Source organism: Verrucosispora sp. WMMA2121 (genome assembly GCF_027460185.1).
GTDB classification, from domain to species: domain Bacteria; phylum Actinomycetota; class Actinomycetes; order Mycobacteriales; family Micromonosporaceae; genus Micromonospora; species Micromonospora palythoicola.
Genome location: NZ_JAPZBH010000006.1, coordinates 1500296 through 1524768, shown reverse-complemented (window position 1 = coordinate 1524768; position 24473 = coordinate 1500296). Strand labels below are relative to the sequence as shown.

At 70.2% G+C, this 24473-nt stretch carries 23 protein-coding genes; 18 read left to right on the top strand and 5 right to left on the bottom strand.

Annotation, left to right across the window (positions count from 1 at the left end; translation table 11 throughout):
• Positions 1–44 precede the first annotated feature (44 nt).
• From O7605_RS15850 to cysN, 6 genes are all read left to right on the top strand, one after another.
• The gene (locus tag O7605_RS15850) at positions 45–1025 is read left to right on the top strand and encodes a ribose-phosphate diphosphokinase (protein WP_164446188.1); all 981 of its coding nucleotides are present in this window, start codon (positions 45–47) and stop codon (positions 1023–1025) included.
• A gap of 257 nt (positions 1026–1282) precedes the next feature.
• Positions 1283–1972 (top strand): 50S ribosomal protein L25/general stress protein Ctc, encoded by a 690-nt coding sequence (locus O7605_RS15845; protein ID WP_269739902.1) that lies wholly within the window; start codon positions 1283–1285, stop codon positions 1970–1972.
• A 116-nt stretch (positions 1973–2088) separates the two neighbouring features.
• Positions 2089–2679 carry an aminoacyl-tRNA hydrolase gene (gene pth, locus O7605_RS15840; RefSeq protein ID WP_269742650.1) on the top strand — a complete coding sequence of 197 codons (591 nt, stop codon included), beginning with the start codon at positions 2089–2091 and terminating at the stop codon, positions 2677–2679.
• 180 nt (positions 2680–2859) lie between these two features.
• On the top strand, positions 2860–3693 hold the full coding sequence (locus O7605_RS15835; protein ID WP_269739901.1) for an inositol monophosphatase family protein: 834 nt from the start codon (positions 2860–2862) through the stop codon (positions 3691–3693).
• A gap of 74 nt (positions 3694–3767) precedes the next feature.
• Positions 3768–4676 carry a sulfate adenylyltransferase subunit CysD gene (cysD, locus tag O7605_RS15830; RefSeq protein ID WP_269739900.1) on the top strand — a complete coding sequence of 303 codons (909 nt, stop codon included), beginning with the start codon at positions 3768–3770 and terminating at the stop codon, positions 4674–4676.
• Positions 4676–5977 carry a sulfate adenylyltransferase subunit CysN gene (gene cysN / locus O7605_RS15825; RefSeq protein WP_269739899.1) on the top strand — a complete coding sequence of 434 codons (1302 nt, stop codon included), beginning with the start codon at positions 4676–4678 and terminating at the stop codon, positions 5975–5977. The genes cysD and cysN overlap by 1 nt, the downstream gene beginning before the upstream one ends.
• Before the next feature lie 86 nt (positions 5978–6063).
• Here the strand turns inward: cysN and galK are convergent, their stop codons facing one another.
• Together galK and galE are read right to left on the bottom strand one after the other, a co-directional pair.
• Complete coding sequence (gene galK / locus O7605_RS15820; protein ID WP_269739898.1) at positions 6064–7233, bottom strand: galactokinase; 1170 nt, start codon at positions 7231–7233, stop codon at positions 6064–6066.
• Positions 7230–8213, bottom strand: coding sequence for a UDP-glucose 4-epimerase GalE (galE, locus tag O7605_RS15815; RefSeq protein ID WP_269739897.1), 984 nt, complete (start codon positions 8211–8213; stop codon positions 7230–7232). Before galE ends, galK begins: the two co-directional genes overlap by 4 nt.
• Before the next feature lie 81 nt (positions 8214–8294).
• On the opposite strand from galE, the gene O7605_RS15810 reads away from it, so the two are divergent.
• The 5 genes from O7605_RS15810 (at position 8295) to O7605_RS15790 (ending at position 12455) form a co-directional block, all read left to right on the top strand.
• Positions 8295–9293, top strand: a complete 999-nt coding sequence (locus O7605_RS15810; RefSeq protein ID WP_269739896.1) for a hemolysin family protein — start codon at positions 8295–8297, stop codon at positions 9291–9293.
• A 32-nt stretch (positions 9294–9325) separates the two neighbouring features.
• On the top strand, positions 9326–10351 hold the full coding sequence (trpS, locus tag O7605_RS15805; protein WP_269739895.1) for a tryptophan--tRNA ligase: 1026 nt from the start codon (positions 9326–9328) through the stop codon (positions 10349–10351).
• A gap of 36 nt (positions 10352–10387) precedes the next feature.
• Entirely contained in the window at positions 10388–10957 is a 570-nt protein-coding gene (locus tag O7605_RS15800) for a 2'-5' RNA ligase family protein (RefSeq protein WP_269739894.1), read from the top strand.
• 63 nt (positions 10958–11020) lie between these two features.
• Positions 11021–11944: a YihY/virulence factor BrkB family protein gene (locus O7605_RS15795; protein ID WP_164446179.1), complete on the top strand. Its 924-nt coding sequence runs from the start codon at positions 11021–11023 to the stop codon at positions 11942–11944.
• A 73-nt stretch (positions 11945–12017) separates the two neighbouring features.
• Positions 12018–12455 (top strand): hypothetical protein, encoded by a 438-nt coding sequence (locus tag O7605_RS15790; RefSeq protein WP_164446178.1) that lies wholly within the window; start codon positions 12018–12020, stop codon positions 12453–12455.
• Between the two features lie 150 nt (positions 12456–12605).
• Here O7605_RS15790 and O7605_RS15785 read toward each other — a convergent pair whose 3' ends face one another.
• Both O7605_RS15785 and O7605_RS15780 read right to left on the bottom strand, forming a co-directional pair.
• Positions 12606–14246: a glycoside hydrolase family 13 protein gene (locus O7605_RS15785; RefSeq protein ID WP_269739893.1), complete on the bottom strand. Its 1641-nt coding sequence runs from the start codon at positions 14244–14246 to the stop codon at positions 12606–12608.
• 168 nt (positions 14247–14414) lie between these two features.
• On the bottom strand, positions 14415–15497 hold the full coding sequence (locus O7605_RS15780; RefSeq protein ID WP_269739892.1) for a LacI family DNA-binding transcriptional regulator: 1083 nt from the start codon (positions 15495–15497) through the stop codon (positions 14415–14417).
• A gap of 329 nt (positions 15498–15826) precedes the next feature.
• Here O7605_RS15780 and O7605_RS15775 point away from each other — a divergent pair, with 329 nt between their 5' ends.
• The 3 genes from O7605_RS15775 (at position 15827) to O7605_RS15765 (ending at position 19107) form a co-directional block, all read left to right on the top strand.
• Positions 15827–17131 carry an extracellular solute-binding protein gene (locus tag O7605_RS15775; protein ID WP_269739891.1) on the top strand — a complete coding sequence of 435 codons (1305 nt, stop codon included), beginning with the start codon at positions 15827–15829 and terminating at the stop codon, positions 17129–17131.
• A 105-nt stretch (positions 17132–17236) separates the two neighbouring features.
• Positions 17237–18253 (top strand): carbohydrate ABC transporter permease, encoded by a 1017-nt coding sequence (locus tag O7605_RS15770; RefSeq protein WP_269739890.1) that lies wholly within the window; start codon positions 17237–17239, stop codon positions 18251–18253.
• Positions 18253–19107 carry a sugar ABC transporter permease gene (locus O7605_RS15765; RefSeq protein ID WP_332317130.1) on the top strand — a complete coding sequence of 285 codons (855 nt, stop codon included), beginning with the start codon at positions 18253–18255 and terminating at the stop codon, positions 19105–19107. Before O7605_RS15770 ends, O7605_RS15765 begins: the two co-directional genes overlap by 1 nt.
• A gap of 73 nt (positions 19108–19180) precedes the next feature.
• Here O7605_RS15765 and O7605_RS15760 read toward each other — a convergent pair whose 3' ends face one another.
• Complete coding sequence (locus tag O7605_RS15760) at positions 19181–19777, bottom strand: TetR/AcrR family transcriptional regulator (protein WP_269739889.1); 597 nt, start codon at positions 19775–19777, stop codon at positions 19181–19183.
• A gap of 102 nt (positions 19778–19879) precedes the next feature.
• Here O7605_RS15760 and O7605_RS15755 point away from each other — a divergent pair, with 102 nt between their 5' ends.
• The 4 genes from O7605_RS15755 (at position 19880) to O7605_RS15740 (ending at position 24460) form a co-directional block, all read left to right on the top strand.
• Positions 19880–20851 (top strand): hypothetical protein, encoded by a 972-nt coding sequence (locus O7605_RS15755; protein WP_269739888.1) that lies wholly within the window; start codon positions 19880–19882, stop codon positions 20849–20851.
• 18 nt (positions 20852–20869) lie between these two features.
• Positions 20870–21211 (top strand): hypothetical protein, encoded by a 342-nt coding sequence (locus O7605_RS15750; protein ID WP_269739887.1) that lies wholly within the window; start codon positions 20870–20872, stop codon positions 21209–21211.
• Between the two features lie 278 nt (positions 21212–21489).
• Positions 21490–22554, top strand: coding sequence for a BMP family lipoprotein (locus O7605_RS15745; protein WP_269742649.1), 1065 nt, complete (start codon positions 21490–21492; stop codon positions 22552–22554).
• Between the two features lie 160 nt (positions 22555–22714).
• The gene (locus O7605_RS15740) at positions 22715–24460 is read left to right on the top strand and encodes an ABC transporter ATP-binding protein (protein WP_332317177.1); all 1746 of its coding nucleotides are present in this window, start codon (positions 22715–22717) and stop codon (positions 24458–24460) included.
• The last annotated feature ends 13 nt before the right edge of the window (positions 24461–24473 follow it).

The following is a 24473-nucleotide window of genomic DNA, read 5'->3' as shown; positions in this document are numbered from 1 at the left end:
CGCAGGCCGGGTACCGCCGACCGAATACGGGAGCAGACGGGCCCATGGGCAGCATCGTCGCCGAAAACCGCAAGAGCCTGATGCTCTTCTCCGGACGTGGTTTTCCGGAGTTGGCCAAGGAGATCGGTGAGGTGCTCGGCGTCGCGCCGACGCCGGCCGACGCGTACGAGTTCGCCAACGGCGAGATCTTCGTACGCTTCAAGGACTCGGTACGTGGCTCGGACGCCTTCGTGGTGCAGTCGGTCACGCACGGGGTGAACACGTGGGTCATGGAGACCTTGATCATGGTCGACGCGCTGAAGCGTGGTTCGGCCAAGCGGATCACGGTCGTCCTGCCGTTCTATCCGTACTCCCGGCAGGACAAGAAGCACCGCGGCCGGGAACCGATCTCCGCGCGGTTGGTCGCCGACCTGCTGAAGACCGCCGGGGCGAACCGTATCCTCACCGTGGACCTGCACACCGCGCAGATCCAGGGTTTCTTCGACGGCCCGGTGGACCACCTCTTCGCGATGGACATCCTGGCCGAGTACGTGGAGCGCAAGTACGCAGGCCGCCCGATGACCGTCGTCGCGCCGGACTCGGGCCGGGTACGGGTGGCCGAGCGGTGGACGGACCGGCTGGGTGGTTGCCCGCTGGCCTTCATCCACAAGACCCGGGATCCGATGAAGCCGAACCAGGTGGTGGCGAACCGGGTGGTCGGTGAGGTCGAGGGTCGGGTCTGCCTGATCGTCGACGACATGATCGACACGGGCGGCACGATCTGTCGCGCGGCGGACATCCTGAAGGAGTCGGGGGCGGCGGACGTGATCGTGGCGTCCACCCACGCGCTGCTGTCCGATCCGGCGACGGAGCGGTTGAAGAACAGCCCGATCAGCGAGGTCGTGGTGACCAACACGCTCCCGTTGCCGCCCGAAAAGCAGCTCGACAAGCTCACCGTGCTGTCGATCGCGCCGCTGCTGGCCCGGGCCATCCGCGAGGTCTTCGACGACGGTTCGGTGACCACTCTCTTCGGCGGGCTGAGCTGAGCGCGGTGCGGGACTGAGTCGGCTGGGCGGGGTGTCCGGCCGGGTACGGGGACTGCCGGAAACCCGGGAAATCGCTCGGGTAGACTGGTCCGGTTGCCACGGCGAGGGTGCCCTGCGGGCCGCTGAGAAGCGCCGCACGGAGGCACCGTGATCGACGCGGTGCTCCGGGCAGTCTTCTGACGCATGAGCCCCTGCGAGCCCCCCGCCCAGCACCGCCAGACGACAAGCTGCCGCAGCGAAGCATCAGGAGTTTCCCCGTGTCCGAGGTAAAGATCAGCGCCGAGCCCCGCACCGAGTTCGGCAAGGGTGGTGCCCGTCGTACCCGCCGGGCCGGCAAGGTGCCCGCCGTGCTGTACGGCCATGGCGAGAAGCCCAAGCACATCGCGCTGCCGGCCCGCGAGTTCGCGGCGGCAATCCGTAACGGTGGGGCCAACCAGCTCCTCGCGCTCGACATCAGCGACGGCACGCAGGCGCTGGCGCTGCCGAAGGCGATCCAGCGGGATCCGATCAAGGACACCTTCGAGCACGTCGACCTGCTGCTGGTGCGGCGGGGCGAGAAGGTCACCGTGGACGTCCCGGTCCAGCTCACGGGTGAGGCCGCGCGCGACACGCTGATCGTGCACGACCACGACACCCTCTCGGTGACCGCCGACGCGACCAAGGTGCCGGATCACCTGGAGGCTTCGATCGAGGGCGCCGAGGCGGGTTCCCAGGTCACCGCCGCTGACGTGACGTTGCCGGCGGGTGTGGAGCTGGCCGGCGACCCGGAGATGCTGGTCGCCTCGATCACCGCCGCGCCGACCGCCGAGCAGCTGGAGTCGACGCTGCCCGAGGTCGAGGAGGCCACCGAGGAGGCCGAGGCCGAGGTCGGCGAGGTCACCGAGGGTGCTGCCGAGGCGCCGGCCGCCGAGGGCGAGGCGGGCGCCGAGGGTCGTACCGAGGCCTGACAGTCTCGCAGTTTTGCGACAGGCGTCCCCGGTTCTTCGGGGGCGCCTGTCGGCGTATCGGATGATCGGCGGCGCGGGTGGTGGTTGACCGCCGGTACGAGCGGGAGGGGCGGGCGGTGACGGACGAGACCGGGCCGTGGCTCGTGGTGGGTCTGGGTAACCCGGGCCGGGAGTACGCGGGCAACCGGCACAACGTCGGGTTCATGGTCGCCGACCTGTTGGCTGGTCGGCTGGGCGCGAAGTTCGGCCGGCACCGGCGGGCGGTGGCGGAGGTCGCGGAGGGTCGGCTGGGGTTGGGCGGGCCGAAGCTGGTGTTGGCCAAGCCGCTGACCTACATGAATCTGTCCGGTGGGCCGGTGGTGAGTCTGGCGCAGTTCTACAAGGTGCCGCCGGGCCGGGTGATCGCGGTGCACGACGAGCTGGACATCGGCTACGGCCAGGTGCGGGTCAAGTGCGGCGGCGGCGAGGGCGGGCACAACGGCCTGCGGTCGATGTCGAAGTCGTTCGGCACGAAGGACTACGTGCGGGTGCGGTTCGGGATCGGTCGACCGCCGGGGCGGCAGGATCCGGCGGACTATGTGCTGTCGGATTTCGGCACGGTGGAACGCAAGGAGTTGGACTTCCTGGTGGATCGGGCCGCGGACGTGGTGGAATCCGTGGTCAGCCGGGGTGTGGAGCCGACCCAGAACCTCTACCACGGGGCCTAGCGCGGGTACCGAAGTGCCCCCGTTTGACCTTCGCCTCGGTGCTGCCGGTGACGTCGACACACCCGTCGGGGGCGGGCTGCGGCGGTCGGGTTCGTCGGTGGCCCGGTAGTGTGCGGGTTCGGCGGTCGGGGCGGGGCCGGCCGCTCGGCGTACGCGGATCGTGGCGACGGGAGCGGAAGCATGAGCGGTCCACCGATGATCGACGGGGCGTTCGCGCGCTGGCTGGCGGATCGGGCCGGGCAGGCGCTGCTGGGCCTGCGGGCGGAGATGGGGTTCGCCGATGCCGGTGCGTTGAAGTCGGCGGGGGACAAGGTCTCGCACGACCTGATCCGTACCGAGCTGGCGAGGTGGCGCCCGGGCGACGCGGTGCTCTCCGAGGAGGACGAGGGTTCCCGGCTGGCGTGGGCGGCCGAGGTCAACGCCGGTGCGGTGTCGCGGTTGACCGCCGACCGGGTCTGGATCATCGACCCGTTGGACGGCACCCGGGAGTTCAGCGAGGAGGGGCGCGCGGACTGGGCGGTGCATGTCGCGCTCTGGGCGCGTAACGCGGCCACGTCGCACGGTCTGGTCGCCGGTGCGGTCGGGCTGCCGGCGCAGCACCGGGTGCTGGGTACGGACCTGCCGCCGGCCTATCCGCCGATGACGCCGGAGGCGGCGACGGTGGGTGGCGCGGGGCGGTTGCGGTTGGCGGCGAGTCGCAGCCGGCCGCCGGTGTTCCTGACCGATCTCGCTGAGGAGGTCGGGGCGCAGTTGGTGCCGATGGGTTCGGCCGGGGCGAAGATCGCCGCGGTGATCACCGGTGAGGTGGACGCGTACATCCACGCCGGCGGGCAGTACGAGTGGGACTCGGCGGCGCCGGTGGCTGTGGCGACGGCCACCGGACTGCACGCTTCCCGGATCGATGGTTCTGCGCTGAAATACAACGAGGCGGATCCGCGCCTGCCTGACCTGTTGGTGTGCCGCAAGGATCTCGCCAGCCGGTTACTTGCGGCGTTGCAGCGGCATTGCGGGTAGCCTGTCGCTACTTCCTGACATCCCCGACCGGAAAGGTCTGGAAAGCGGATGACCGAGCGAATCGAGCCGGTGTCATGACCAGTGCTGCCTACCAGGTCACCCATCTCGACGCGCTGGAGGCGGAGAGCATCTTCGTGATGCGCGAGGTGGTCGCCGAGTTGGAGCGGCCGGTGCTGCTGTTCTCCGGTGGCAAGGACTCGATCGTCATGCTCCGGCTGGCGCAGAAGGCGTTCGCACCGGGTCACATTCCGTTCCCGGTGATGCACGTCGACACGGGTCACAACTTCCCGGAGGTGCTCGACTACCGCGACCGGCGGGTGGCCGAGCTGGGCCTGCAGCTGGTGGTGGCCAGCGTGCCGGAGGCGCTGGCCAGCGGTCTGGTCCGGGAGCCGGCGGACGGCACGCGTAACCGGATCCAGACGCCGGTGCTGCTGGAGGCGGTGGAGAAGCACCGTTTCAACGCCCTCTTCGGTGGGGCGCGGCGGGACGAGGAGAAGGCTCGGGCGAAGGAACGGATGTTCAGCTTCCGGGACGAGTTCGGCCAGTGGGATCCGAAGAACCAGCGGCCGGAGTTGTGGGCGCTCTACAACGGTCGGCATCATCCGGGCGAGTCGATCCGGGTGTTCCCGTTGTCCAACTGGACCGAGTTGGACGTGTGGCACTACATCGCCCGGGAGCGGATCGAGTTGCCGTCGATCTACTACGCGCACGACCGTGAGGTGGTCGAGCGGGACGGGATGCTCTACGCGGTGAACGAGTTCCTGCCGGCGCGGGCGGGTGAGGAGCGGTTCAAGGCCCGGGTGCGGTACCGCACGGTCGGCGACGCCTCCTGCACGGCGGCGGTGCGTTCCGACGCGGACACGGTCGAGAAGGTCATCGACGAGGTCGCCGCGACCCGGATCACCGAGCGTGGCGCGACCCGGGGCGACGACCGGGTCAGTGAGGCCGCGATGGAGGACCGCAAGCGGGAGGGCTACTTCTGATGAGCACCGAGACTCTGGCGACCGCCGCGGTCGCCGAGGGCCGGCCGATGGACCTGTTGCGTTTCGCCACGGCCGGGAGTGTCGATGACGGCAAGTCGACCCTGATCGGTCGGCTGCTCTACGACACGAAGTCGCTGTTCACCGACCAGTTGGCGGCGGTGGAGGCGGTCAGCGCGGCCCGCGGTGACGAGTACACGAACCTGGCGCTGCTCACCGACGGGTTGCGGGCGGAGCGGGAGCAGGGCATCACGATCGACGTGGCGTACCGCTACTTCGCCACGCCCCGGCGCAAGTTCATCATCGCCGACACCCCGGGCCACATCCAGTACACCCGGAACATGGTCACCGGGGCCTCCACCGCTGACCTGGCGCTGATCCTGGTGGACGCCCGCAAGGGTCTGGTCGAGCAGTCCCGCCGGCATGCCTTCCTCTGCTCGCTGTTGCGGGTGCCGCACCTGGTGCTCTGCGTCAACAAGATGGATCTGGTCGACTTCTCGCAGGAGGTCTTCGAGCGGATCGCCGACGAGTTCACCGCGTTCGCCGCGAAGCTGGACGTGCCGGATCTGACGGTGGTGCCGATCTCCGCGTTGCGGGGCGACAACATCGTCAGCCGTTCGGAGAACATGCCCTGGTACGAGGGCCCGGCGTTGCTGCACCACCTGGAGCGGGTGCACATCGCCAGCGACCGTAACCTGGTCGACGTCCGCTTCCCGGTGCAGTACGTGATCCGTCCCCAGTCGACCACGGTGACCGACTACCGGGGCTACGCCGGCCAGGTGGCCTCGGGGGTGCTCAAGCCGGGTGACGAGGTGATGGTGCTGCCCTCGGGCTTCACCAGCCGGATCGCCGCGGTGGAGACCGCCGACGGGCCGGTCGCGGAGGCGTTTCCGCCGATGTCGGTGACGGTACGCCTGGAAAACGAGATCGACATCTCGCGTGGTGACATGATCTGCCGGCCGAACAACGCGCCAGCGGTGGCCCAGGACATCGAGGCGATGATCTGCTGGATGGACGAGACCCGTCCGTTGCAGGTCGGCGGCAAGTACTCGATCAAGCACACGACCCGTGCGGCGCGGGCCATCGTCCGGGGCCTGCACTACCGCCTCGACATCAACTCCCTGCATCGCGACGAGTCGGCGACCGAGCTGCGGCTCAACGAGATCGGTCGGGTCCGGCTGCGGACCACCATTCCGCTGCTGGCCGACGAGTACCGCCGCAACCGCACCACCGGCGGGTTCATCATCATCGACGAGGCCACCAACCGTACGGTCGGCGCCGGCATGATCGTCGAAACCCCCTGACCTCACCCGTACCGCTGGTTGGACAAAGAGTTCTGGTCGGGACCCACCGCGGTCCCGACCAGAACTTTTTGATCGACGGTGTGGGGTCAGTCCAGGCGGGCGGCGCCTGGGGCGGGGGTGGCGGTGGTGAGGGTGGGTGGAGTGAAGGCGCGGTCGGCGTAGGCGGCGGTGACGGCCGCCCCCACCCGGTCGGACTGGTCCGCCTCGACCAGGGCCAGCACGCAGCCGCCGAAGCCGCCACCGGTCATCCGCGCACCGAGCGCCCCGGCGGTCAGCGCGGCCTCGACCGCGAGATCCACCTCGGGGACGGTGATGGCGAAGTCGTCACGCATGGAGGCGTGCGAGGCGGTGAGCAGCGGCCCGATCCGCCGGACCTGCCCGGCGCGCAGCAGCGCGACGGTGTCGAGCACCCGCTGGTCCTCGGTGACCACGTGGCGGACCCGGCGGCGGGTCTCGTCGTCGGGCAGCCGGGCCAGCGTCTCGTCGAGACCGGCGGACGGCACGTCACGCAGGGCGGGCACGCCGAGCAGGTCGGCCGCCTTCTCACAGCTGGCGCGGCGAGCCGCGTACTCGCCGTCGGCATGCCGGTGCGGGGCGCGACTGTCGATCACCAGCACCGCGAGGTCGGCGCCGTCGAGGTCGAACGGGATGTGTTCGACCCGCTCCGTGCGGCAGTCGAGGAAGAGGGCGTGTCCGGCGCGGCAGCGGATCACCGCGGACTGGTCCATGATGCCGGTGGGCGCGCCGACGTACCGGTTCTCGGCGTGCTGGGCCAGCCGGGGTTGTCCTTCGGCCGGCAGGTCCAGCCCGCCCAGGTCGACGAGGGCGGTGAGCACGGCGGCCTCCAGCGCGGCGGAGGAAGAGAGTCCCGCGCCGAGCGGCACGTCCGAGGCGACGGCCAGCCGGGCACCGGGCACGGTGTGGCCGGCCTCCCGCAGCGCCCACACCACCCCGGCCACGTACGCCGCCCAACCGGTCACCCGACCGGGGTGGGTCACTTCGTCGGTGCCGAAGCTGACCGTTTCGCCGGTCAGCTCGGAGCAGACCGTCCAGCTGCCGGTCGGCTGCGGCGTGGCCGCCACGACGGTACGCAGCGGCAGCGCGAACGGCAGCACGAACCCGTCGTTGTAGTCGGTGTGCTCACCGATCAGGTTGACCCGCCCGGGAGCCGCCCAGCGGCCGGCGGGCGCCTGGCCGTACGCGTGCTGGAAGCAGTTGGTGGCGCGGTCGGCCACCGCGTCGGAGCGACTGTTCACCGGCGGTCCAGGACCTGTGCCTGGTAGAAGGCCCAGGCGTCGGCCACGATGTCGTGCAGGGTGGGCTTGCGCGGTTCCCAGCCCAGCTCGGCGCGGGCCAGGGCGGCGGAGGCGACCAGCTCGGCCGGGTCGCCCTCCCGGCGCGGTGCCACCTCGACCGGCACCGGGTGCCCGGTGACCTCGCGGACGACCTCGACCACCTGCCGGTTGGTGAAGCCGTTGCCGTTGCCGAGGTTGTAGATGCGGTGCTGGCCGCCGGTGGCCGCGTCCAGCGCGAGCAGGTGGGCCCGGGCCAGGTCGGAGACGTGGATGTAGTCGCGGACGCAGGTGCCGTCGACGGTGGGGTAGTCGTCGCCGAAGAGTTGCAGCTTGTCCCGCCGGCCGGCGGCCACCTCCAGGGCGATCGGGATGAGGTGGGTCTCGGGGTCGTGCCGTTCGCCGAGGACGACGTCACCGTCGAGGTGGGCACCGGCGACGTTGAAGTAGCGCAGCGACACGGCGGCCAGGCCGTGCCCGATCGCCTCGGCGGTGAGCATCATGTCGGCGGCGAGCTTCGTCGCCCCGTACGTGTTGGTGGGTGCCTTGACGGCGGTCTCCGGGATGGGCAGCTCGGTGGGGTTGCCGTAGACGGCGGCGGTCGAGGAGAACACCAGCCGTGGTACGCCGGCGGTCCGCACCGCGTCGATGAGCGCCAGGGTGCCGACGGTGTTGTTGTGCCAGTACCGCTCGGGGGCGACCATCGACTCGCCGGCGGCGATCAGCGCGGCGAAGTGCAGTACGCCGTCGAAGCCGGCCTGCGGGGTGAGTACCTTGCCCGCGTCGTGGATGCCGGCCTCGATGTGGGTGGCGTCGGGAGCCAGGGCGCCCCGATGGCCGGTGCGCAGATCGTCGAGCACGACCACCTCGTGTCCGGCGTCGAGCAGCATCCGGGTCACCACGCTGCCGATGAAGCCGGCCCCGCCGGTGACGAGCAGTTTCACGTCGGTTCCTCCCGCCTGGCCGGCACGGTCGCGGCCTCGTGGTGGTCACCCTACGGCCCTGGGCTGGTTACCATCACTCCCATGCGGGCCTCGCGTCGGCGCATACCCCGACGGCGTGGCCACGACCTGCACCGCCGCCAGCCAGGTCCGTTGGCTCGCGCGGTCGCCCGGGTCGTGGTCCGGGCCGCCGACGGTGCCCTGCGGCTCGTCACCGATCTGCTGGGTGCCGGCCCGACCGCCGGCCGGGAGCGGATAAGTGAGGCGGAACTGCGGGATCTGGTCGCGGTCAACACGGTCCTCGATCCCGTGGAGCGGCGCATCATCGACGACGTGCTGGTGGCCGGTGCCAGCCTGGTGCGTGAGGTGATGATGCCCCGCACCGAGGTGGTGTTCCTCTCCGCGACGCTGCCGGTGGTCGAGGCGGAACCGCTGGTACGGGCCGGTCCGCACACCCGCTATCCGGTGGTGGACGGCACCCATGACGACGTGGTCGGCGTCGTGCACCTGCGTGACCTGCTGCTCGGCCCGGACCGGGAACCGGGGACCACGGTCGGTCAGCTGGCCCGGGAGGTCAAGCGGCTGCCGGCCAGTAAACGGGTGCTCGCCGCGTTGACGGAGATGCGACGGGAGGGGCATCACCTGGCGGTGGTGGTCGACGAGTACGGGGGCACCGCCGGCATCGTCACCTGCGAGGACCTGATCGAGGAACTGGTCGGGGAGATCCACGACGAGTACGCGGACACCCCCGAGGCCGGGTGCACCGGGCTGCCGGCGATGGTGGACGGTCGACTCAATCTGGCCGACTTCGCCGAACGCACCGGTGTGTCGCTGCCGCCGGGTCCGTACGAGACGGTGGGCGGGTTCGTGATGGCCGCGCTGGGGCGGCTGCCGGGGCCGGGCGACGAGGTGCCGGTCCCCGCCGAATCGCCGGGGACGCCGGGCGGTGGTTGGCTGCTGCGGGTGCTGACCCTGGAAGGTCGGCGGGTGGCCCGGCTGGCGGTCACCGCCGCGCGCCTGCCCGAGCAGCGGCGCGAGGTGCTCTCGGCCGCCGACCCGGCCCGACCCGCCGGCCCGTCATGACGTACGCCGGGCTAGCTGACAGAATTGCCGGCATGTCCGACGTTCCCGTCCGCCCCCGCGTCTTCTCCGGCATCCAGCCGACCGCCGACTCGTTCCACCTCGGCAACTATCTCGGCGCGGTGCGGCACTGGGTGGCGTTGCAGGAGTCGCACGACGCGTTCTACTGCGTGGTCGACCTGCACGCCATCACCGCCGGGCACGACCCGAAGGTGCTGCACCAGCGTTCCCGGGTGGCCGCCGCGCAGTTGCTCGCGGTCGGTCTGGACCCGGAACGCTGCACCCTGTTCGTGCAGTCCCAGGTGCCCGAGCACGCCCAGTTGGCGTGGGTGCTCGGTTGCCTCACCGGGTTCGGCGAGGCCAGCCGGATGACCCAGTTCAAGGACAAGTCGCAGAAGCAGGGCAACGAGCGGTCCAGCGTCGGCCTGTTCACCTATCCGATCCTGCAGGCCGCCGACATCCTGCTCTACCAGGCCAACGCCGTACCGGTCGGTGAGGACCAGCGCCAGCACCTGGAGCTCTCCCGGGACCTGGCGCAGCGGTTCAACTCGCTGTTCGGCCGGACCTTCACGGTCCCGGCGCCGCACATCGTCAAGGCCACCGCGAAGATCACCGACCTGCAGGACCCGACGGCCAAGATGTCGAAGTCGTCCTCGTCGCCGGGCGGCATCGTCGACCTGCTCGAGGATCCGGCGCGTTCGGCGAAGAAGATCCGGTCGGCGGTGACCGACACCGGCCGGGAGATCGTCTTCGACGAGACGACCAAACCGGGGATCTCCAACCTGCTCACCATCTTCTCGGCGTTGAGTGGTCGCAGCGTCGACGACCTGGTCGCGGCCTACGACGGTAAGGGATACGGGGACTTGAAGAAGGACCTCGCCGAGGTGGTCCGGGAGTTCGTCAGCCCCATCCAGGAGCGCACCCGTTCGTATCTCGACGACCCCGCCCAGTTGGACAAGCTCCTCGCCGCCGGCGCGGAGAAGGCCCGTGCGGTGGCGGCGCCGACGTTGCGTACCGCGTACGAGCGGGTGGGTTTCTTCCCTCCGGTACGCGGTGAGTGACCGCCCGGGCGAGGGCGGCGGTGCGGGCAGGGGCCGATGGCCGGAGGGGTGGCGTGCAGCGTGGATCAGGGGACCGGAGCGCCGGCGGTCGGCGACAGTGTCCAGATCGGCATCGCGGTCGACATCCCGGAGCCGTGGGGCGGCCTGCTGACAAGGCGGCGGCTGGCGGCCGGTGACCCGAACGCGGTGCCGGCGCACGTCACCCTGCTCGGGCCGACGGAGATTCCGGTGACCGCGTTGCCGGCGGTGGAGCGGCACCTGGCCCGGGTCGCCGCCGCCCACCTGCCGTTCAGTCTGCACCTGCGCGGTACGGGCACCTTCCGGCCGGTGACCCAGGTGGTCTTCGTCGCGGTCGCCGCCGGCATCAGCGAGTGCGAACTGCTCGCCGCCGCGATCAATGCCGCCCCGCAGCTACGCCGGGAGCTTCGTTTTCCCTACCATCCGCACGTGACGGTCGCCCAGGACGTCGCGCCGGAGGCGCTGGACAAGGCGTACGAGGACCTGGCGGACTTCTCCGCGATGTTCGAGGTGGACCACTTCACGCTCTTCTCGCACAGCGGGCAGGCGCGGTGGCAGCCACGCCGGGACTTCCGACTGGGTGGCTGACCGCCCCGGCCGGCACGTCGGGTACCTCTGACACGGCGACGACGGATCGGTGAGGATGACGACGTGAACGTTCTGGGTCGGGTCGAGGCGGCCGTCGACCGCCGGCTGACCGCCGCGCGCCGCCGCTCCCCGGCCTTCGGTCACCTGTGGCGTGCCGGGGTGCTCTACACCGATCTCCAGGGCGGCCGGCTGGCCGCCGCCATCGCCTACTACGGCTTCTTCGCGGTCTTCGCGCTGGCCCTGGTCGCGTACGCGATCTTCGGCGCGATCCTGGAGGACAACGACGAGGTGAGCGCGGCGGCGGAGGAGTTCCTCGGCGAGAACCTGCCGTTTCTCGATCCCGCCCAGGTGGCCGACAGCAGCGGCACCGCCGGAGTGGTCGGTCTGCTGATCCTGGTGTTGACCGGGATCGGGTGGGTGGAGGCGATCCGTTCCTCGCAGCGGCTGATCCACGGGCTCAACCAGCATCCGGGCAACCTGGTGGTGCGCCGCCTGGTCGACCTGGGTGTGCTGGTGGTCGTCTTCGTGCTCCTCGGCCTCTCGGTGGCGGCCGTGGACGCGCTGGAGACGCTGCTGCGGTTCCTGCTGCGCAGCACCGGCTCGTTCGCGCTCACCACGGTCAGCGCGCTGCTCAGCGTGCTGGTCAACGCGGTACTGGCCACGCTGCTGCTGGTCGCCGTGCCTCGGGTGCGGATGAGTCGGTCCCGGTTGCGGCCGGTGGTGCTGATCGTCGCGGTCGGCATCACCCTGCTCAACACCGTCGGCCGGTTCTGGGTGGGGCGGGTCGAACACAACCCGGCGTACACGGTGGTCGCCACCGCCGTCGGGCTGCTGGTCTACCTCTACCTGCTCAACCAGCTGGTGCTCTTCGGCGCGGCGCTGGCGGCGACGAGCCGGCGCGGACGGACGGTGGACCTGGCCGGCCGGCGCCCACCTGTCGACCTGGACGTGGACTCCGATCCCGGTACACCGGGCGGGGCGGGTTGAGTCGCTGCTCCCGGCGGTCGTACCTTCCGCCGAACTCACCCCCACCTGCCGGAACACCGACGATGATGGGCGCGTGGGGGCACTCGTGACGTTGGACCTGCCGGCCGATTCGCCGATGCTGGAGCTGCCGTGGATCATCACGTTCGCTCCGCTCGGTGACGCCGACGAGTGGGAGCCGGTGGTGTGCGGCCCGTACGAGCGACCGCACGCGTTGGCGTTGGCCGAGGCGGTGGTGGCCGAGGAACAGCTGATGGCGGTGGTGGAACCGCTGGTGCCAGCGGTGTCGGTGGAGCAGATCCGGGGGGAGATCGCCGCCGCGCAGCTCGCCGCGCAGGACGAGGTGGCCCGGGTGGACCAGGCCGACCTCTACGGCGACTACGAGGACACCATCGACGAGGAGGAACTGGAGGCGGCCGAGCACGACCGGGCGGCGGGCCCGCTGCCGGCGCCGGACGTGGCCGAGCTGCGTGCCGGGTTCGCCCGGATCGCCGCGCAGCTCACCGGCGGTTGACCGAACCCGCCGACGGCCGAGAAAGACCGGGTGCCGGCGCCCCGGGGGATCACCCCGGCTGCGCCGGCACCGTCGCACCCCCCACCACAAGGGGTCGTGCCCAGCCGCCCGGCGGCGCGTCGCACGCCGGACGGCCGAGTCGATGGCGGGCTACCCGTTCAGGTGCCGCTCGAACCAGACCGCCGCGTCGACCGGCAGCAGGTGGCCGCCGTCGCGTTCGGTGAGGGTGCTGCTGGCGACCAGCGGCGTGCCGTACCCGTCGATCACCACCGGTGCGTCGCTGATGTTCACCACGCAGGTCAGCACGGTGTCACCGGCCTCGCGCTGGAAGGCGAGCACTCCCGGGCCGGTCTCCAGCCAGGTGATGCCGCCGAGGCCGGCCAGCGCCGGATGGGTGTGGCGGATCCGCAGCGCCGCCCGGTACAGCTCCAGGGTGGAGCCGGGGGTGCCGGTCTGTGCGGCCACCGAGAGGGCCCGCCAGGTCGTCGGGGCCGGCAACCAGCTCAGCTCGCTGCCGGCCGGTCCGAAGCCGTACGGCGCCAGCTCGCCGCTCCACGGGATCGGCACCCGGCAGCCGTCCCGGCTCTCGCCGGTGCGCAGGAAGGCCGGATCTTGACGCAGCTCGTCGGGCAGGTCGAGCACCTCGGGCAGGCCCAGTTCCTCACCCTGGTACAGGTAGGCGCAGCCGGGCAGGGCGAGCATCAGCAGCGCGGCGGCCCGGGCCCGACGCAGCCCCACCTCGCCGTCGCCGTAGCGGGTGACGTGCCGCTGCCGGTCGTGGTTGGACAGCACCCAGGTGGTCGGCGCGCCGACGATCGTGGACTCGGCCAGCGCGGTGTCGATCACCTTGCGGAACGAGTCGGCCGACCAGGTGGCGTCGAGGAAGTCGAAGCTGAACGCCTGGTGCAGTTCGTCCGGGCCGATGTAGCGGGCCAGCCGCTGCGGTGTCTCGGCCCACGCCTCGGCGACGGCCATCCGACCGCCCGGGTAGCTGTCCAGGATGGGCCGCCAGGCGCGGTAGATGTCGTGCACCTCGTCCTGGTCGAAGTAGGGCAGCCGGCCCTTGCCGAGCAGCTCGGACTGGCGCCGGCCGGTGGTCATCGAGTTGAAACCGACGTCCGGCAGCCCGGCGGCCTTGATCATGCCGTGGGCCACGTCGATCCGGAATCCGTCGACGCCACGGTCCAGCCAGAAGCGGAGGATGTCCTCGAACTCGCTGCGTACCTCGGGGTGCCGCCAGTTCAGGTCGGGCTGGGCGGGGTCGAACAGGTGCAGGTACCACTGGCCGTCGGGGACCCGGGTCCAGGCCGGGCCGCCGAAGATGCTCTCCCAGTCGTTCGGCGGCTGCGCGCCGTCGTCGCCCTTGCCGTCGGCGAAGAGGTAGCGCGCCCGTTCGGGTGAGCCGGGGGCGGCGGCCAGCGCCGCGGTGAACCAGGGGTGCTTGTCGGAGGTGTGGTTCGGCACGATGTCGACGATGATCCGCAGGCCGAGCGCGTGGGCGTCGGTGATCATCGCCTCGAAGTCGGCGAGGTTGCCGAACATCGGGTCGACGTCGCGGTAGTCGGCGACGTCGTAGCCGCCGTCGACCATGGGCGAGGTGTAGAACGGGGTCAGCCAGAGCGCGTCGACCCCCAGCTCGCGCAGGTAGGGCAGGCGCTCCCGGATGCCCTGGAGGTCACCGACGCCGTCGCCGTCGGAGTCGGCGAAGCTGCGGACGTAGACCTGGTAGACGACGGCTGATCGCCACCAGTCGAGGTCGGAGGTCAGCGGCGACGGGATGCTGACGGTCATCGGGTGTTCCCCGTTCTGTGGCGCGGTACGGCGGCTACCCGGCGTTGGCTAGGTGGGGGCGCACGGGTGTCAGAGCAGAATGCCGCGCCGACTCTGCAAGAGTCAAGCATTTCTTGCGCAAGAAGGGCTGGTCGCACCTCAGGCGCGAGCTACGTCACGCCGGACCGCTCACGCCGGAACCGCGAGCGCGGAGGGTGCCGGTCGCTGCCGCGGGCCGCTCGGTGCGGACGTGTCGTCCTGCCGCGCCACGGCGGTCGACCCGCGCACCACCAACTCCGGCCGGAACAGGTACTCCGAGTGCGGGGCGCCGTGTCCGTTGATCTCGTCGACCAGTGCCCGGACCGCCGCGACCGCCATCGCGGCCACCGGTTGGCGCATGGTGGTGAGCGGCGGATCGGTGAAGGCCATCAGCGGCGAGTCGTCGTAGCCGACCACCGAGAGGTCCTCGGGTACGGACATGCCCCGCTGCCGGGCGGCCCGGATGGCGCCGAGCGCCATCAGGTCCGAGCCGCAGACGATCCCGGTGGCGCCGCGCTCGATCAGCCGACCCGCCGCCGCCTCGCCGCCCTCGACGCCGAACAGCGACAGCTCGGTCAGCTCGGCCAACTCGCCGGCGTCGACGCCGGCGAGGCGCTCCATCGCCGCCTTGTAGCCACTGACCTTGCGCTGCACCGGCACGAAGCGGTCCGGGCCGGTGATCAGGCCGATCCGCCGGTGACCCAGGGCCACCAGGTGGGCCACGGCCAGCTCGGCGGCCTCCCGATCGTCACAGGAGACGAAGGGCGCCGGGATGCCCGGCGCGTATCCGTTGATCATCACGATCGGTAACGGGCGGGCGAGCAGGGTGCGGTACCGGTCGTGGTCGGCGGCGGTGTCGGCGTGCAGGCCGGAGACGAAGACGATGCCGGAGACCTGCCGGTCCAGCAGCATCTCGACGTACTCGTCCTCGCGTACGCCGCCGGGGGTCTGGGTGCACAGCACCGGGGTGTAGCCGGTGGGAGCCAGGGCCGACTCGATGATCTGGGCGAACGCCGGGAAGATCGGATTGTCCAGCTCCGGGACCACCAGGCCGACCAGTCCGGCGCTGCGCTTGCGCAGCCGCGCGGGGCGCTCGTACCCGAGCACGTCGAGAGCGGTCAGGACGGCCTGCCGAGTCTCGGGTGCCACGCCGGGGCGGTCGTTGAGCACCCGCGACACCGTGGCCTCGCTGACGTCGGCCTGCTGGGCGATGTCGGACAGGCGAGCGCGCATGGCGGCACTGTAGCTCACCGCCAAGTTCTTGCGCATTAGCCGGCAAGAACTTGCAGAATCGAGCAGCGGTCGTCGGGAGCGTTCCCACGACGCCTGGCCAGAGCCGACCTCGTCGGGACGATGAGTGGTCCTGAGATGTGCGTACGGTGACGCTGGTTAGGAGTTCGGTCACCCCAGTCGGGGGCAAAACGCCCAGATAGCGCCACTTGTCGACGGTCGACGTTGCGGATGGAGCACGGTTGTTGCCGGGGCGTTCGCAAGGGGTTTCTAGTTTCGAAAGTTCTTGCTACTGTCCCCGCCGTTACCCGGCAGGCAATTTAGGAGCGAACATGCGCCGCACAGCCAGGGGGATCGCCGTACTCGCCGCTGCCACTCTCGCCCTTTCCGTCGCCGCGTGCGGCGGGGAGGACGACCAGGCGGCCGAGGAGCAGCCGGCGGTCGACCCCGCTTCCCTCACCGCAGAACTGACCTGGTGGGACACGTCGGATCCGAAGAACGAGGGTCCGGCGTTCCAGGAGCTGATCGCCAAGTTCAACCAGACCTACCCGAACGTCAAGGTCAACTACCAGTCGGTTCCGTTCGGTGAGGCGCAGAACAAGTTCAAGACCGCCGCACAGGCGAATTCCGGCGCACCGGACATCCTGCGGGCCGAGGTCGCCTGGGTGCCCGAGTTCGCCTCGCTGGGCTACCTGTACGCGCTGGACGGCTCCGAGCTGCTCGCCGACGAGTCGGACTTCCTGGAGACGCCGCTCGCGTCCAACAAGTTCGACGGCAAGACCTACGGCGTTCCCCAGGTCACCGACAGCCTCGCGCTGATGTACAACAAGGAGCTGCTGAGCGAGGCCGGCATCAGCGCGCCCCCGAAGACCTGGGCCGAGCTGAAGACCGCGGCGCAGACCGTCCAGGAGAAGACCGACGCCGAGGGCGTCTACATCAACCCGGCCGGCTACTTCCTGCTGCCCTTCATGTACGGCGAGGGCGGCGATCTGGTCGACACCGCGAGCAAGAAGATCGTCATCGACTCGGAGCAGAACGCGGCCGGGCTGGCGATCGCCAAGGACCTGATCGACAGCGGTGCGGCGGTCAAGCCGTCCGCCAACGACGCCTACGGCACCATGATGACCCTCTTCAAGGAGAAGAAGGTCGCCATGATCATCAACGGTCCGTGGGAGGTCAACAACGTCCAGCAGGCGCCGGGCTTCGGCGGCCTGGAGAACCTGGGCATCGCACCGGTGCCGGGTGGCTCGGCGAAGGCCGGTGGCCCGGTCGGCGGCCACAACTACGTGATCTGGTCCGGCATGCCGCAGGAGAAGGTCGACGCCGCCGTCGCGTTCGTCAAGTTCATGAGCTCCGCCGAGTCGCAGGCGTTCCTGTCGGAGAAGCTTGGCCTGCTGCCGACCCGCACCTCGGCGTACGAGCTCGACGCCGTCAAGAACAACCCCGTCGTCGCCGCGTTCCAGCCGGTCGTCGAGGCTGGTGTGGGTCGCCCGTGGATCCCCGAGGCCGGTCAGTTCTTCGGCCCGCTGGACCAGATGGCCACCGAGGTTCTGATCCAGAACAAGGACCCGAAGGCCGCGCTGGACACCGTCGCCAAGAAGTACAAGGCCGAGGTCGTCCCCTCCTACGAGAACTGACCTCACCGCCGGCGCTCAGCCGGTGACCTCTCGGCACCCGGCAGGGTCGCGTGACCGTCCCCGGTCGCGGGGCCCTGCCGGGCCTCCCATCATGGAGCGCAGCTGATGACCACCGTGACAGCCGAACCGGCGCCTCCTGCGACGCCGTCCGGCCGATCCGCTCGTCCGTCCCGGCTGCGCCGCAGCTGGGACAAGCACTGGTACGCCTGGGCGATGGTGCTGCCCGTCGTCATCGTCCTGGCAGTTCTGATCTTCTACCCGCTGTTCCGCGGGATCTGGCTCTCCTTCACCAACCTGAACGAGGCGAACCAGGTCGCCGAGATCTGCACCAAGTCGATCACCGGCAGTGAGGTCTGTGCCGAGAACCCCAACCGGTGGGAGTTCGTCGGCCTCGACAACTACGTCCGGGTGCTCACCGGTGAGGTCGGTGAGTTCTGGCAGTGGACCGGCACCACGCTGATCTGGACCTTCGTCTGTGTGGCCTTCCACTTCGGCCTCGGCCTCGGCCTGGCCACCATGCTCAACCGCCCGATGCGGTTCCGGAGCCTCTACCGGGTGCTGCTCGTACTGCCCTGGGCGGTGCCCGCCTTCGTCAGCGCGTTCGCCTGGAAGTTCATCTTCAACGAGCGCTTCGGCCTGGCCAACGCGCTGCTCTCCGCGGTCGGCATCGACCCGGTCTCGTGGTTCGCCGACCGGTGGACGGCGCTGCTCACCGCCATCGTCACCAACATCTGGCTCGGCGTGCCGTTCATGATGGTGGCGCTGCTCGGTGGCATGCAGACCATCCCGTCGGAGCTGTACGAGGCGGCCGAGATCGACGGTGCCTCCGCCTGGCAGCGGTTCAGGAACATCACCCTGCCCGGCCTGCGGCCGGTCAGCATGACGGTGATCCTGCTCGGCACCATCTGGACGTTCAACATGTTCCCGATCATCTTCCTGGTGACCGAGGGACAGCCGGCCGGGCAGAGCGAGATCCTGGTGACCGGTGCCTACCGGGCCGCCTTCGAGGGCATCCGCAACTACTCGCTGGCCTCGACCTACGGCGTACTGATCCTGTCCATCCTGCTGGTGTTCTCGGTGTTCTACCGCCGAGCGCTACGCAAGCAAGGCGAGGTGTGGTGATGAGTCGGGTGAAGCGGCCCGCGCGTAGCCGGCGCAGCCCGGCGCGGTCCGTCCTGCTGCACGGCACGCTGCTGGTGGCCTCGGTGATCGCGATCGGCCCGATCGTCTGGGTGCTGCTCTCTTCGCTGAAGCCCGGGTACGCGATCCAGAGCAGCGAGCTGACCCTGTTCCGGGACACCACGCTCGCCAACTACGGCTACGTGTTGACCGAGACGAACTTCCCCAGATGGTTCCTGAACTCGGTGATCGTCGCGGCCTTCACCATGGGTATCGGCATCTTCCTGTCGGCCACCACCGGGTACGCGGTGTCCCGGTTCAACTTCCCGGGCCGCCGGCCGCTGATGATGGTCTTCCTGGTCACCCAGATGTTCCCGGTGGCCATCCTGATCGTGCCGATCTACACGATCATGGCCCGGGTGGGGCTGATCAACACGATGCCCGCGCTGATCATCGCGTACCTGACCATCGCGGTGCCGTTCTGCGCCTGGATGTTGAAGGGCTACTTCGACTCCATCCCGACCTCCCTGGACGAGGCGGCGGCGCTGGACGGGTGCGGCCCGTTCGCCACCTTCTGGCGGGTGGTGCTGCCGCTGGCCCGCCCGGCCGTGGCGGTCACCGCCTTCTACACCTTCCTCACCGCGTGGGGCGAGGTGGCGTACGCGTCGGCGTTCATCCAGACCGACAACAAGTTCACCCTCGCGTACGGGCTGCAGCAGTTCGTGCCGCAGTTCAACCCGCAGTGGGAGTACCTGACCGCCGCTGCCGTGCTGGTCACCGTGCCGGCCGGGCTGGTCTTCTTCTTCGCCCAGAAGCATCTGGTCTCCGGCCTGACCGCCGGCGGCACGAAGGGCTGACCGGGCGGGGCGCGGGTGGGCGCTGTCAGCGGGTGGGCGTGTCGACCACGCCCACCCGCCCCGACGGTGGTGGTCAGCGCTGCCGGCCGAACAGGACGCGGACGCCGGAGAGATAGGTCGCCACGTCCGGGCCGCCGGTGATGATGCGTTGCAGGAACCAGCCCGGCAAGAGGCCGAACAGGGCAGCGGCCACGGCCGCCGGGTCGGCGTCGGCGGGCAGCTCGCCGGCTTCCTGGGCCCTGCTGGCCAGCACCTCGAAGTAACCGCGAAGTTTGGTGTACCTGCTCGCCGCGAACTCGCCAAGTGCCGGGTCCCGTTGCGCCTCTCCCCACACCTGGATCGCGATGCGCAGCACCCCCTCGTCGCCGGCCTGCTCCGCCATGTACGCCAGCGCGTACTCCAGCGCCTTGTCCAGGGGTAGCGGCGGATCCTGCCGGGCCAACTCGTCGAGGACCTGCTCGGCGCCGCCGATGGTCTCCTCGGCGATGGCGCTGATCAGGGACGCCTTGCTGGGGAAGTAACGGTAGACCGCGCCGACCGAGAGCCCTGCCTCGGCGATCACGTCCTGCATCGTCGTGCGGTGGAAACCCTCCCGCAGGAAGCAGCGGCGGGCCGCGTCGACGATCTGGCGGCGGCGGGCGGCGAGGTGTTCCTCCGAGACACGTGGCACGGGTTACATCGTAGAACGAGCGTTCGTTCTTGACAGGAGTCGATGAGCGAGCGGAGTCTGGCTTCATAAAAGAACGAGTGTTCGTTTTAGGAGAGTGGAGCCATGCCCACCCGGAACCGGTCACCCCTGCTGCTCGCCGTCCTCGTCGCCGCACTCGCGGTCATGGCGCAGGCGCTGCTCGTACCCCTGTTCGCGGCTCCGGCGGCGAACCTGGCCCCGCGCGACCTGCCGGTCGCCGTCGCCGGCCCGGCGCCGGCCGTGGCCGAGCTGGCCGGGCGGCTCGCGGCCGCGCGTCCCGGCGCCTTCTCGCTGACCACGCTTCCGGACGCGGCGGCGGCCGACCGGGCGCTACGGGACCGGGAGGTCTACGGCGCGTTCGTGATCGGAACCGACGGCCTCGCCCTGCACACCGCGTCGGCCGCCAGTCCCACGGTTGCCGCGCTGCTGACGGAGGCGGTCGGCCAGGTGGGTGAAGGGCGTCCGGTCACCGTGGTCGAGGTGGTGCCGACCACCACCGACGATCCCCGGGGTGCCGGGTTCGCCGCCGGCTTCCTGCCGCTGGCGATGACCAGCCTGCTCGCCGGTGCGCTGCTGGTCCTGCTGGTCGCCGGCGGCCTGGCACGGCTGGTCGGGCTGGTGGCGACCGGCCTGCTGGCGGGCCTGGTCGGCGTCACCGTCCTGCACGGCTGGCTGGGCGTCATCGCCGGGAACTGGCTCGCCGAGGGTGCCGCCATCGGCCTGTTCGCCCTGGCCGCGTCGGCCGTCGTGACCGGACTCGGTGCCCTCCTCGGGCGACCCGGCATCGGGCTGGGCGCGCTGCTGGTCTTCCTGCTCGGCAATCCGCTCTCCGCGGTCGGCGCCGCGCCGGAACTGCTGCCGCAGCCGTGGGGTGCGCTCGGCCAGTGGCTGCCGGTAGGTGCCGGTGGCACGCTGCTGCGCTCGGTGGCGTTCTTCGACGGCGCCGGCGCCGGTCGCCCGATTGCCGTGCTGGCCGGCTACTCGGTGGTCGGGCTGGCGCTGGTGCTGGTGGCCTCCCGGATGCACCGGGATGCCTCTACTACAAACGGTCGTTGATAGGGCAGGATGGGTCGGGTGGAAGCACTTCGACTCATCCTTCTCTACGTCCACCTGATCGGGTTCGCGCTGCTGCTCGGTGGCGCGATCGCCCAATACCTCACCGGCAAGATCCGGGTCAACGCCGCCATGCTGTGGGGTTCGGTGATCCAGCTACTCACCGGCATCGGCCTGAGCGCCCCGCTGCGTGACGGCGACGAGCCGGCACCCGCGAAGCTTGTGACGAAGCTGGTGCTCGCCCTGCTGATCTTCGTCATGGTCTTCTTCTCCCGCAAGCGGGACGAGGTCAACCGGGGGCACTTCCTCGCCATCGTGGGATTGACCCTGGTCAACGCCGCCGTGGCGGTCTTCTGGCGATAGTCGCAGCCGGCGGGTCGGCGCCGGGGAAAAGGGACTTTTTCGGCATGTGGGTGCCCGCCTGCCGGCACTGACGAGTGATGTCCCCCACCCGAGCATTACGTAGGGGTAACAGGGCTCCAACAGTCCTGCACGATTGTCGGTCGGCAGGTGGGCGCGGGCGTACGCTCTGCTCCCGTAACGTGGGACGCCGGCGGCAAGGCGCAGGCCGGCTCAAGGGCTGCCACCGCGTACCACGCGGTGTGCAATGGGAAGGAGACGTCTTGCGCTCGGTGCGTGGGATGCGGATCGCCTCGATCATCGCGGCGGGTGGGCTCGTACTGAGCGCCGCCGCCTGTGGCGAGGCTCCGGATGAGGACAACAACGCCGGCTCCGGCGGCGAGGCGTACAGCGCCTGTATGGTCACCGACGTCGGCGGCATCGACGACAAGTCGTTCAACGCCTCGGCCTGGCAGGGCCTGGAGAACGCCAAGGCGGAGAACGACAACATCGAGATCAAGTACGTCGCGTCCAAGGCCGAGGCGGACTACGAGCCGAACCTGACCCAGTACGTCAACCAGGACTGCGACTTCATCCTGGCCGTCGGTGGCCTGATGGGCGACGCGACCAAGAAGATCGCCGAGGCGAACCCGGACCAGCAGTTCGGCATCGTCGACGCCGACCCGGGTGTCGGCAACGTCTACCCGATGCAGTTCGACACCGCCCAGGCCGCCTTCCTCGCCGGCTACGTCGCCGCCGGCATGAGCGAGAGCGGCAAGGTGGGCACCTACGGCGGCCTGAAGATCCCGCCGGTGACCATCTTCATGGACGGCTACGCCGACGGGGTCGCCTACTACAACGAGGCCAAGGGCAAGGACGTCCAGGTCCTCGGGTGGAACAAGGAGACCCAGAACGGCTCCTTCACCAACGACTTCGTCAAGCAGGACGAGGGCAAGAAGGTCAGCGACGCGCTGGTCGCCCAGGGCGCGGACATCATCATGCCGGTGGCCGGCGGCGCCGGCCTCGGCACCACCGGCGCGGCCCAGGCCTCCGGCGGCAAGTACAACACCATCTGGGTGGACGTCGACGGCTGCGAGAGCACCCCGAACTGCCCGGCGATCATCACCACCGTGGTGAAGAACATCCCGGGCGCGGTCAAGGAAGCCGTACTCAAGGCCGCCGGTGGCGAGCAGCTCCAGGCGGACCCGGGCTTCATCGGCACCCTGGCCAACGACGGCGTCTCGCTGGCCCCGTACCACGAGTTCGACGACAAGGTCCCGGCCGAGCTCAAGGCCGAGGTCGAGAAGCTGAAGGCGGACATCGCCGCCGGCACCGTCAAGGTCGAGTCGGCCGCCCAGCCGAAGTGACCCGTCGCCGGCCGCCCCCGGTGAGACGATCACCAGGAGCGGCCGGCGAGCAGAGCAAACCTGATCCGGCCGCTGCGGCGCGGGGGAGACCCGCCGTGCCGCAGCGGCCGGTCCGCGCCACCGGTCCGGCCGACGCCGCGCCCGCTCGCCAGCAGCTACGCTGCACCATCGCTTCACACTCCAGGAGGTTGCGCTGAGACTCGAACTGCGCGGCATCACCAAGCGGTTCGGTGATCTGGTCGCCAACGACCACATCGACCTGACGGTGGAGCCTGGAGAGATCCACGCCCTGCTCGGCGAGAACGGCGCGGGCAAGTCGACCCTGATGAACGTGCTGTACGGGCTCTACCAGCCCGACGAGGGTGAGATCCTGGTCGACGGCAAGCCACTGAAGCTGCGCGGCCCCTCCGACGCCATCGCCGCCGGCATCGGCATGGTGCACCAGCACTTCATGCTGGTGCCCGTCTTCAGCGTCACCGAGAACATCATGCTCGGCGCCGAGCAGGTGCGTGGCGGCATCGCCGGGTTCCTGGACCGGCGCCGCGCCCGGCGCGAGGTCGCCGAGGTCTCCGAGCGGTACAACCTGCGGGTCGACCCGGACGCGGTGATCGAGGATCTGCCGGTCGGCATCCAGCAGCGGGTGGAGATCGTCAAGGCGCTCACCCGCGACGTCGACCTGCTCATCCTGGACGAGCCCACCGCCGTGCTCACCCCACAGGAGACCGAGGAACTGCTGACGGTGATGCGGTCGCTCAAGGCCGCCGGCAAGTCGATCGTCTTCATCACCCACAAGCTCGGCGAGGTCAAGGCGATCGCCGACCGGATCACGGTGATCCGGCGTGGGAAGACCGTGGGCACCGCCTCGCCCGAGGCCAGCCGGGACGAGCTGGCCGCGCTGATGGTCGGCCGCACCGTCCGGCTCACCGTGGACAAGGCCCCGGCCACCCCGGGCGAGCCCGTCCTGGAACTCTCCGGCCTGATCGTCGACGACGACCGGCAGGTCCGTGCGGTGGACGGCGTCGACCTGACCGTACGCGCGGGCGAGGTGCTCGGTGTCGCGGGTGTGCAGGGCAACGGACAGACCGAACTGATCGAGGCGATCATGGGTCTGCGTCCGGTGCTCGCCGGCACGATCACCCTTGACGGGCAGCGGATCGACGGCTGGTCGACCAAGAAGGTGCTCCGGGCGGGCGTCGGCTACGTGCCGGAGGACCGCAGCGTCGACGGCCTGGTCAAGGAGTTCACCGTCGCGGAGAACCTGGTGCTGGACGTGTACGACCGGCCACCCTTCGGTCGGGGTCTGTCGCTGCGGCCGGACGAGATCGCCAGGGCCGCGCGGGAACGGATCGAGCAGTTCGACGTACGCACCTCCTCGGCGGAGGCGCCGGTCGGCACCCTTTCCGGCGGTAACCAACAGAAAGTGATCGTGGCGCGGGAACTGTCCCGACCGCTGAAGCTGTTCATCGCCGCCCAGCCCACCCGGGGGGTGGACGTCGGCTCGATCGAGTTCATCCACAGTCGGGTCGTCCACGAGCGCGACGCCGGTACCGCCGTGCTGGTGGTCTCCAGCGAACTCGACGAGGTGATCGGACTGGCCGACCGGATCGCGGTGATGTACCGCGGCCGGATCATCGGCGTGGTCGGCCCGGACACTGCCCGCGAGGAGATCGGCCTGCTGATGGCCGGCATCACCCCGGACGCCACGGGTGGCTCCCCCGACGTCGGATCCGGCACCGAGGCCGGACCGACGGCGACCGTCGATTCGGACCCGCCCGCCACCACCGACGCGGACGCGGTTTCCGGTACGGGCACTCCGGCGACCACCGATCGTGACGTCGCGGCCACCACCGACGGCGTGGCGCCGGCCGCCGAGGGGCCAGGCAGCGAAGACGAGAAGGACCGATGAGCGAGCGAACCAT